This is a genomic window from Streptomyces sp. NPDC047085, from assembly GCF_040643735.1.
GTDB lineage: Bacteria > Actinomycetota > Actinomycetes > Streptomycetales > Streptomycetaceae > Streptomyces.
In genome coordinates, this window is record NZ_JBEYUW010000030.1 from 1 (window position 1) to 9,036 (window position 9,036).

Annotated in this window: 12 protein-coding genes and 2 pseudogenes; 8 read left to right on the top strand and 6 right to left on the bottom strand. The window is 68.8% G+C overall.

Annotation, left to right across the window (positions count from 1 at the left end; translation table 11 throughout):
- Positions 1-142 precede the first annotated feature (142 nt).
- Positions 143-752, top strand: a pseudogene (locus ABZ865_RS41840) (SUKH-4 family immunity protein).
- A gap of 337 nt (positions 753-1,089) precedes the next feature.
- Here the strand turns inward: ABZ865_RS41840 and ABZ865_RS41845 are convergent.
- The 3 genes from ABZ865_RS41845 to ABZ865_RS41855 are packed head-to-tail and all read right to left on the bottom strand — an operon-like array spanning position 1,090 to position 2,686.
- Complete coding sequence (locus ABZ865_RS41845) at positions 1,090-1,467, bottom strand: hypothetical protein (RefSeq protein ID WP_361242746.1); 378 nt, start codon at positions 1,465-1,467, stop codon at positions 1,090-1,092.
- Entirely contained in the window at positions 1,467-2,120 is a 654-nt protein-coding gene (locus tag ABZ865_RS41850; RefSeq protein WP_361242749.1) for a hypothetical protein, read from the bottom strand. The genes ABZ865_RS41845 and ABZ865_RS41850 overlap by 1 nt, the downstream gene beginning before the upstream one ends.
- On the bottom strand, positions 2,111-2,686 hold the full coding sequence (locus tag ABZ865_RS41855; RefSeq protein WP_361242752.1) for an RNA polymerase sigma factor: 576 nt from the start codon (positions 2,684-2,686) through the stop codon (positions 2,111-2,113). The genes ABZ865_RS41850 and ABZ865_RS41855 overlap by 10 nt, the downstream gene beginning before the upstream one ends.
- A gap of 156 nt (positions 2,687-2,842) precedes the next feature.
- On the opposite strand from ABZ865_RS41855, the gene ABZ865_RS41860 reads away from it, so the two are divergent.
- The 5 genes from ABZ865_RS41860 (at position 2,843) to ABZ865_RS41880 (ending at position 5,350) form a co-directional block, all read left to right on the top strand.
- Positions 2,843-3,325, top strand: coding sequence for an Asp23/Gls24 family envelope stress response protein (locus ABZ865_RS41860; RefSeq protein WP_361242779.1), 483 nt, complete (start codon positions 2,843-2,845; stop codon positions 3,323-3,325).
- A 76-nt stretch (positions 3,326-3,401) separates the two neighbouring features.
- Positions 3,402-3,569 (top strand): hypothetical protein, encoded by a 168-nt coding sequence (locus tag ABZ865_RS41865; RefSeq protein WP_361242755.1) that lies wholly within the window; start codon positions 3,402-3,404, stop codon positions 3,567-3,569.
- Positions 3,566-3,982, top strand: a complete 417-nt coding sequence (locus ABZ865_RS41870; RefSeq protein ID WP_361242759.1) for an Asp23/Gls24 family envelope stress response protein — start codon at positions 3,566-3,568, stop codon at positions 3,980-3,982. The genes ABZ865_RS41865 and ABZ865_RS41870 overlap by 4 nt, the downstream gene beginning before the upstream one ends.
- Positions 3,983-4,030: 48 nt before the next feature.
- Complete coding sequence (locus ABZ865_RS41875) at positions 4,031-4,717, top strand: DUF6286 domain-containing protein (RefSeq protein ID WP_361242762.1); 687 nt, start codon at positions 4,031-4,033, stop codon at positions 4,715-4,717.
- Between the two features lie 27 nt (positions 4,718-4,744).
- Complete coding sequence (locus ABZ865_RS41880) at positions 4,745-5,350, top strand: alkaline shock response membrane anchor protein AmaP (protein ID WP_361242765.1); 606 nt, start codon at positions 4,745-4,747, stop codon at positions 5,348-5,350.
- A 103-nt stretch (positions 5,351-5,453) separates the two neighbouring features.
- On the opposite strand, the pseudogene ABZ865_RS41885 reads toward ABZ865_RS41880, so the two are convergent.
- A pseudogene (locus ABZ865_RS41885) lies at positions 5,454-5,681 on the bottom strand (pentapeptide repeat-containing protein); the annotation flags it as partial.
- A 2-nt stretch (positions 5,682-5,683) separates the two neighbouring features.
- Positions 5,684-6,595 carry a LysR family transcriptional regulator gene (locus tag ABZ865_RS41890; protein WP_361242768.1) on the bottom strand — a complete coding sequence of 304 codons (912 nt, stop codon included), beginning with the start codon at positions 6,593-6,595 and terminating at the stop codon, positions 5,684-5,686.
- A gap of 135 nt (positions 6,596-6,730) precedes the next feature.
- Between ABZ865_RS41890 and ABZ865_RS41895 the strand changes: the two genes are divergently transcribed.
- Together ABZ865_RS41895 and ABZ865_RS41900 are read left to right on the top strand one after the other, a co-directional pair.
- Positions 6,731-7,564, top strand: coding sequence for an inositol monophosphatase family protein (locus ABZ865_RS41895; protein ID WP_361242771.1), 834 nt, complete (start codon positions 6,731-6,733; stop codon positions 7,562-7,564).
- Between the two features lie 40 nt (positions 7,565-7,604).
- Complete coding sequence (locus tag ABZ865_RS41900; RefSeq protein WP_361242774.1) at positions 7,605-8,201, top strand: NAD(P)-binding domain-containing protein; 597 nt, start codon at positions 7,605-7,607, stop codon at positions 8,199-8,201.
- 150 nt (positions 8,202-8,351) lie between these two features.
- On the opposite strand, the gene ABZ865_RS41905 is transcribed toward ABZ865_RS41900, so the two are convergent.
- Positions 8,352-8,795 (bottom strand): transposase, encoded by a 444-nt coding sequence (locus tag ABZ865_RS41905; RefSeq protein WP_361242776.1) that lies wholly within the window; start codon positions 8,793-8,795, stop codon positions 8,352-8,354.
- Positions 8,796-9,036: the final 241 nt, after the last annotated feature.

Here is a 9,036-nt window from a genome sequence, read left to right on the forward strand (position 1 = left end):
CCGCTACGAGCGCAAAGCCGACCACTTCCTGGCCTTCACCAGCATCGCTTGCACCCTCATCTGCTACCGCAGACTCACCAAATGAGATGACGTCTAAAAGTCCCACGGCGCCCGTGCCACCGCCGAGTTCGGAGTCCCGGCAGTGCTTTTCGACGTCACCCGCAGCGAACTGGTCGAGATCTTCGGCGACGACCCGCTCGCGACCCTGCCCGCCACCGCCTTCCCGGCCTCCGCGGACACCGAGGGTGCCCGCCTCCTGCAGACCGTCGGCGTCCCCACGGGGACGCTCTGGCTGCGTCAGCCCGACGAGGCCGACGGCCTGCTGCCCTTGGTCCAAGACGTGGTCGACGTCGAGGACTTCGAGGACGCTTCGGAGGACGCGGGCGAATGGCCCGTCATCTGCTGGCTGCTCAACGCCCACCTCGCCCTCGACCCCGGTTCCGGCAAGGTGCACGCCTTCGACATCGACGAGGAGACCGTGCAGGAACTCCACACGGACGTCTCCTCCCTCGTCCAGGTCACCCTCCGGTTCCAGCGCCTGCTCGAAGAGTTTCAGCGGCGACGACGGCGACGAGGAAGCCGGCTTCGAGCGCCTGGAGCGCGAGGTCGAGCGCATTCGTCAGGAGACGAGCAGCATTGACCCACTCCCCTTCCAGGACGACGAGACCGTCTGGTCGGTGGTCGGCGAGGAGATCGCCGCGGGTCAGCGCTTCAAGGGCGACAGCCCAGGAGCCCGATCGCTCTACGGATGATCGCAGGCCGAAGTCGCCCACGCACCGCGCGGTCTGCGCGGTGCGCAGACCGCCTTCCTGCGGACCGTCTCCTCATCGACCTGCCCGACGAGCTCCGTGCCCACGGCGTGCCCTTACGAGCGGACAACGACGGTCACCAACGGTGCTTCCAGGCCATCATGCAGCGCGCCCAAGTCCCTTCCTGGGGTTATGACTAACACCCGGGACGCCCCCGTCACAGCGGCGGGTCATCGGACCGTATCCGGAATGCCTTGTGGCGGCCCAGCGGCCGTACGGCACGGAAATCTCCTCGGTGTCACAGTCGGTGGCGAGCAGTGGCGTGGTTTCCGGGCCGGTCTCACGAACGCTGCTGCTGGGCGGCAATACGGGTGACAGTGACGGTGACGGTCACCGGTTCCGGGGCGCCGTGTGCGGCGAGGTGGGAGATGACAGCGGCCCGTACCTGGTCATGGACGTTCCGGGCGATATCCAATGCTCTGTGGCCTTCGGCCAACACGCAGCGAACCTCGATGTGCCATCCCGAGCCGTCCGGCATCCGGTCGGCGCGGACGCCTGCCTCGGGCGGCGTGCGTTCAGCTGTTGTCTCCGGCCGCGTGGGCGAGACGACTGCCGCGAGGCAGCGGGCGAGGCGGGGTTGCAGGCCGGCCACACCGGGGACCGCGAGGGCCGCCTCAGCCGCGACGCCGAGGGGAGAGGTCGAGCCGGTGGCGGCCATCACCTACCACCGCCTGTGGTTTGCCCGGAGTGCGTAGGGCCGGGGGGCAAGGACGGCTCCAGGACATCGGCCACGATGATGTCTACAGCCGTCACGGCCAGCCCCAGGGCTTGTTCGGCGGCGTGGATGATCGACCGGCGTACCTGGTCGACCCTGCCGGGCAGCGGGCGGTCGAGGGCGGCGGCCAGGGTCATGGTCACCTGCACTTCGGCACGCTCACCTGCAGGCAGGATCCTGCAGGTTGCGACCCTCGCGCCAGGGACCGTATCCGCAGCCTGCCGCAGCACTTTCGCCGCGGCGGTTTCGGCGATCCGCAGATCCAGGACCGTGTCAGCCAGCGGCAGCAGCCGTCCGAGCCGGACCTCGGCCCTGACGATGCTCATGACGCGGTCGGCGAGTGCCTGCAGGCCGAGAGGGCCCTTGGTGCGGAGCGCCCGCGCAGCCGCGTTCAACGCGGCAAGTCCCTCGACGGCCTCGCGGCACTGGGGACACGACATGGTGTGCGGATCCGCAGTCGGCAACGCGTCCTGTGCCTGTTCCCAGACCTGGCTGAGCAGGCGTCCGCAGGTCAGTACCTCGTCACCCGCGAGCGGTGCCGCGTCATCGACGGCTGGGTCGTCGGGAGGCCGCGCGTGCGGGTCGTCTAGCGCCATGGGGCCATCTCCTCCTTCAGGCTCCGCCGCGCTCTGAACAGTCTGCCGCGCACCGTCTGCTCACTGGTATGTGTCACGTGGGCGATCTCTTTGTAGGACAGGCCCTGCAGTTCCCGCAGGATCCAGCAGACACGTTGTTCGGCGTCCAGCTCGCCGAGCGCGCAGACCATGGCGGCCGCGACCGCGTCCTGCTCCGCCGCGCGGGCGGGCGAGTTCCGCTCGTCGCCCGTTGCGGTTCCTGCGACGGCGTCCAGCGGGAGGGGCGGCCGTCGGCGGCGTCGCGTGTTCAGGCAACGGTTGACGGTGATCCGGTACATCCAGGTGCGGAACTCCGCAGCGTGGCGATATTCGGGCAGCCGTCGCCAGGCGCTGACGAAGGCGTCCTGAACGGCCTCCTCGGCGTCCTGGGCGTTGCCGAGCATGCAACAGGCCAGGATGAGGAGGGGGCGGCTGTGCCGCCGGACGAGAACAGCGAAGGAGTCCTCGTCTCCCTCGGCGGCCCGCAGGGCCAGCAGCCCATCCGGCAGGTCGCATCCCAGCGGTGAAGAACCAGTTCGTTCGAACATGCCGCTCCTGCTCACGGCTCAGCACTCAGAGGGTACCCGCGTCCAAAAATGTGATGCGCGTCACACAAGATGGGTGTGAGAAATCGGCCGCCCGATATGTCCAACCTTGCGACGGGCATCATGCCGATGCCGACCGACCCGATCGAGGCGACCGCCATGACGGAGAACAGCACCGCCGCCAGCCGAGACGGCCGGCCCGATGGAGGCGAGAGTGTACTGAAGGGCCGTACCGGCGCCGGGGCTCCGGCAGAGACACGGGGGAAGACCACCATCGCGGACAGTGTGGTGGCCAAGATCGCGGGCATGGCCGCCCGCGAGGTACCGGGCATCCACAACCTCGGGGCGGGGATGGCCCGCGCCATCGGCGCCGTGCGGGAACGTGTCCCCGGCGGAGGCAGCGGCGTCACCCGAGGGGTGAAGGTCGAGGTCGGGGAGAGCCAGGCCGCAGTGGACCTGGACGTCGTCGTCGAGTACGGCGTCTCCATCGTCGACGTCGCCGGCGACGCCCGCACCAACGTGATCAGCGCCGTGGAGCGGATGACGGGACTGGAGGTGGTTGAGGTGAACATCACCGTCGACGACGTGCACCTCCCCGACGAGGAGGAAGAGTCCGCACGGGGGGAGGGTCGCGTGAGGTGACCCGCCGTGATCCGCTGCCACGTCCGGCGTGAGCAGGTGATCACGTGACGATGCTCGCGAGATGGGTGAGTGAGTGATGAGCACAGCGACGATGGGCCTCGCGGCCGGCATGGCCCTGGGCTTCGCCGGTTACTTCGGCGGCTTCTGGGCATTCCTGCTGGTTCTGGTCCTGGGCGCGGCAGGTTTGATCGCCGGCCTCGTCCTGCAGGGCGACCTCGACCTCCGCACACGGAGGCAACGATGAGTGCTCGACCCGGTTCTGCCACACCCCTCGGCGCCGGGTCCGGCCCGCCGGCGCCGGTAGTCGGCCTGCCACCTCCGGCCGAGCGAGGCGCCACCATCATCCCCGACAAGGTGGTCGCCCGTATAGCCGCTGAGGCCGCACGCAAGGCTCAACTGCGGTGTGCCGCCATTCCGCCCGACCGGAGCGGACCGGCAGCGCTCTCCGCCTCTGCGGCCACCCACACCGGATCGGTGCGCCTGCACCTGACCCTGGACTTGCCCTACCCCACCGACCTCCCCCGCGTCTCCGAGCGGATACAGCGCGACGTCGCCGACCGAGTGGCTCGGCTGACCGGCCTGAACGTGCGAGAAGTCACCCTGACCATCCGGCGACTGGTGACCCTCGCCGGCACGAACCGGGGACGGGTCCAGTGAGCCGCCGGGCTCGGTCGCCCGTCTTGCCTCACCTCAAGGAGGACCGGAATGGCACTCGACCCGGGCCCTCCCGGCCCAAGCCCCGAACGGCCCGCGCACCGTGACACGACGCCGTCGTCGAAGGCGCTGGCCAAGCCCGCACCGCCCCCGCCGGGCATGGCGGGGGACGGCCACAACAGATGGCACACCACCCCCCGCCCGTGGTCCGCTCGCCGTCTTCCCGCCGCGCTGATCGCCTCGGTGATTCTCGTGGCGGCAGGCGCGGCACTGATCGATGTCGTTGCCGTGCGGGCGGGAGGCCAGGCAGCGGCCTGGCGAAGAAACCTGGCCGACGAACTGGCCACTCGTCCCGTGGACGATGTGTGGATGCTCACCGGAGCCGCCGTGGCCGCTGCCGTGGGCGTGTGGCTGATCATCCTGGCACTCAGCCCCGGCCTGCGCCGCCTGTTGCCCCTGCGATCCCCTCCCGACTGGCCCCCGTCCCAGCTGCGGGCCCAACTGGATCGCAACAGCGCCGCCGCTCTGCTGCGCGACGCCGTCATGCGGGTCCCAGGCGTCCGCACGGCACGCATCCGGGTGCGCCGCCACCGCATCAAGGCCCACGCGGACGTCCGCTTCCGCGACCCGCAGCAGGTGAAGGACGACCTCGCCACCGTCCTCAACGAGGAACGCGAACGACTCGCCCTCTCCCGTCCCCCCCGAATCGTCGTACGTGTGCGGCAACGCGCCGCCTGACCGACGCCCAGCACCGGAGGCCGCGCCATGACGCCGCGACCCGTACTCAACCGCATCTTGCTGGCCCTCACCGGACTGGTACTGCTCGGCGGCGGCCTGCTGGTCATCGCCGCCGGGCTCGACCTCTACCGGCGGCAAGGCCAGAGGCCGCCCGCAGGCTGGCCCCTGACCACACCGGACGACGTCCTTCTCAGCTCCGCCGACCGGGCGCGCTGGAGCAGTCAGGGCTGGTGGTGGCCTGCAGTCATAGCCGCCCTCACCCTCATAACCGTGCTCGCCCTGTGGTGGCTGCTCGCCCAACTGCGCGGGCGTCGTCCCGGAGAGCTACCCGTCGGCGGCAGCCCTCCGCAGGAAGGCGTCGAACTGCGCGACCGCGCGCTTAGCGACGCGATCGCCACCGACGCCGACGCCTTGCCCGGCGTCCAGCGGGCGAAGGTCCACATCACAGGCCGACCCGCTCACCCTCGCACCCGTATCGCCCTCACGCTCACCCCTCAGGGAGCTCCCGGCACTGCCCTCGACGCCCTCTGCGAAGGCCCACTGCGCACCGCCCGCGAGTCGACCGGCTTCCCCTACCTACCCACCGAGGCCCAGCTGCGCGTCGCTCGCCACAGGGCGCACCGCGTGGAATAGATCCCCTTTCCTCCAAAGCTTCAATGAATGGCACTCCGCGAAAATAGGCATTTCCAGTGAAGATCGCCTCGAAAAAGAAGGCTTCGCGAAGGGTGACGTCGCTGAAGTTCGCAGTATCATCGGAGGTCGCCTTCCAGAATCCGACAAGATTCGCGAACGTGGCGCGATTAAAATCCACATCGCCCTTGAAGTTCGCCCCACTGAAATGCGCGTCTCTGAAGAAGATCGCTTTCGAGAAGCGGGCGACGCGCGAGAAGATTGGCGAAGCGTACGACTGGCTTTCCTGCCATTCACTGTCCCCTGCGAAGCAAGCTTCCTCAAATCTAGAGATCTTTAAAGGTGTGGGTTACGTCGGGGCGCCAACGCAGTCCGCGCAAGATCGCGTAGCCAGACGTGTGCGGGGTCGGTGTCATAGCGCTGATGCCATGACAGGTACACCGCGGCCGACGGCAGTTCGAACGGCAGTGGGAGCAAGGCCAGACCGAGAACCGTGGCCGCTGAACGCGTCGTCGATTCGGGGGCTGTGACGAGGAGGTCGGAGCCGCGCACGAACTCGAACGCGGCCGCTTCGGTGGGCGCGGTCGCCACTACCCGTCGGGTGAGGCCGAGCCGCGCGAGAGCGTCGTCGAGGGCGTTGCCGAGCCTTCCGCGCCGCGAGACGGTGATGTGCTCGGCCGCGGCGTACCGCGCGGCGGTGACAGCCTTGACTCGGGTGAGCGGGTGCCCGCGCCGCACGACGATGACGTGCTGGGTCTCAGCCACCCGATCGGCGCGAATGTCGGGTGCGGTCGGGCGGTTCGCGTTCGCCTCCAGGTCGACCTCGCCGCGACGCAACTCGGGGGTGTCGATGCTCGATTCCGCGATGAAGCGCAAACGCACGCCCGGCGCCTGCTTGCGTACGGCGGCGAGAAGCGCGGGGCCGCTGAGGGCGACGAGTGAATCGTGCCAGCGGAGTGTGAAGGTGCGCTCGAGCGTCGTGAGGTCGAGTTCGCGGCTCGGTGCCAGCACGCCCTGCACCTGCTGAAGCAGCTCGTGCACCTGTTCCCGGACGGCGATCGCGTACGGCGTCGGGGTCATCGTGCGCCCGGTACGCACCAGGATCTGATCCCCCGTCGTGCGCCGGATCCGGCCGAGGCTTCGACTCATCGCGGGGGCGGTGACATGCAGGCGCGCAGCAGCTCCGGCCACGCTGCCTTCCTCCAGGAGCGCATCGAGCGCGGCGAGCAGGTTCAAATCCAATTGCATGCGACTCATCCTAGCCGTGCTTTACATGCACTTGCAGTTAATGATGGGTCCTCCTACCTTCGAGATGCGGGCGTGAAAGAAACACGGTTTTCGCCTGGTCCCTCATCACCCCCCTGCTCAGATGGGAGCACCGCCATGCCCGAGTCGATTCAGACCCCTCAAATTGCTGCAACCGCCGGCTCCGCGTCCGACGCCGACCTGCTCGCGCAGACCGCGATCGCCGTGCGCGCGGCGGCTTCGGCGCTGCGGGAGCGGTTCGGCGACGTGGTCCGCTACCAGAACCGCGAAGAGCTGATGCGCGCGCTCGCCGCCAACGACGACGCGGTCCTCGACGTCCTGCGCCCCCGCCTCACCCTCCTGCGCCCGGACGCCCGCTTGGTGGAGGACGAGCTCGCGGGCGGGGCCCTGCCCCCCGGCGAATGGTGGGTCCTGGATCCGGCCGAAGGCAACGTCAACCACCTGCACGCCCTGCCGGAGTGGGCGGTGACCGCCACTCTCGTGCGCGACAACCAGCCGGTGCTCACCGCAGTGCACCTGCCGTTGACCGGTGAGACCTACACCGCACTCGCCGGCGCCGGCGCCCACCTCGACGGCCGCCCGCTGCACGTGTCCCAGACCACGAACCTCGGCCTGAGCCTGGTGGCCACGAGCCAGGCCAGGCCGGACGAGGACGAGAAGGTCGTGCGGCGCATCGGCTCCTCGATCACCGCGATGCTCTTCGATGCGCTCGTGGTGCGGACATCCGTGCCCGCCACCCTGCACCTGCTGAACGTGGCCGCCGGCCGGATCGACGCCTTCTGGCAGTTCGCCGGGGCCCGCGCGGACCTTCTTCCCGGGGCGCTGCTCGTCGCCGAGGCCGGCGGGCAGATATCCGATGCCGAGGGCCGCCCCTGGACCCCGGAGAGCGAGAGCTTCCTGGCCGCCGCGCCCGGCGTGCACACCGAAGCCGTCACCACGCTCTCCCGCTGACTCCCACGAGAACCATAAGCACCGGAAGGACCACATCGGCATGACCATGATCGCCGTTCTCGGAAACGGCCGCGTCGGCGGCAGCCTCGCCCTGGCCCTCACCCGGGCCGGGCACGAAGTCGCCGTGGCGGATCGCTCACCAGGCTCTGCCGCCGACGCCGCCCGGACAGCGCAGATCGTCATCAACGCCACCCCGGGCGCCGGCTCGCTGGAGCGGCTCATCGCGCTGCGCGAGGAACTGCAGGGCAAGATTCTCGTAGACGTCTCCAACGCCACCGTCGACGGACCAGACGGACTGCCGGCCGACCTGCTCTACCCCGGCTCAAGCCTCGCGGAGCAACTTCAAGAAGCTCTCCCCGACACGCGCGTCGTCAAGACGCTCAACACGATGCTCTACACGGTGATGACCGCGCCCGCCGCGCTCACCCAGACACCGACCGCCTTCCTCTCCGGCAAGGACCCGGAGGCCAAGCAGGTCGTACGCGGGCTTCTCGCCGACCTCAGCTGGCAGCAGCAGTGGATCACGGACCTCGGTGGGATCGAGACCGCGCGGGCTGCCGAGGCCGCGATCCTGTTCGTACCACACGTGATCCGATCCAGCGGATTCGCGCCCTTCGCAATCTCGATCACCCGCTGAAAGCCCGACGTAACTCTTCCTGAGGATGACCGTAAGACGTAGCGAGCCGGAGTGCCCGAACGGCTGTCAGGGCGGTGGGTGTGTCAATTCAACGGCCCTGTCTCACATTCGTTGGTGACGGAGCGTGCTGCTAGACATCTCTAACTGAGGTTACGGCGGCTGGAGGTCGAGCCCGGTCTTGGCAATGAGGCCCTCGATGAGGCGGGGGCGGTACTGCATCCGTTTCAGCCGCCTCTTCACCAACGCGGTGAGCTGGTCGAGGCTGTGTTTGGTGAGGTTGGCCAGCGACCGCTTCAGGTGCGACCACACGCCCTCGACGGGGTTGAGCTCGGTGGCGTACGGCGGCAGTTGGTAGACGGTCAGCCATAATCGGGCGGCGATCAGATCACGCATGGTGCGGCTGACGTGTGTGTTCAAGTTGTCCCAGACCAGAACGATGGGGCCGCCGAGTTGTTGGTGCGCGGCATCCAACAGGCGGGCGTAGTCGGTCTCGGTGAAGCCCTTGCGACGGCCCTTGGCGGGACCACGGTCGAGGTGGATGCGGTAGATCAGCCGTGGCCGGTGGCCAGCTTTGGTGCAGACCAGCGCCGCCATCGAGACACGTTTGGTGCCGCGGCGGTGACCCGCACCACCGGGGTGTGGCCCCGGCGGCTCCAGGTACGACCTTTGGGCGTCCTCAGGCCCTGGCCAGCCTCGTCCTCGAAGCAAAGCCAGGCGCCCAAGTCCGCCGCCCTCCTTTTAGACGTCATCTCATTTGGATGCCTCGGTAGGCTGTGGATCGTGGTGGGGATCGTTGAGCGGCTGGTGCCGGACGAATTGTGGGAGTTGTTCCAGC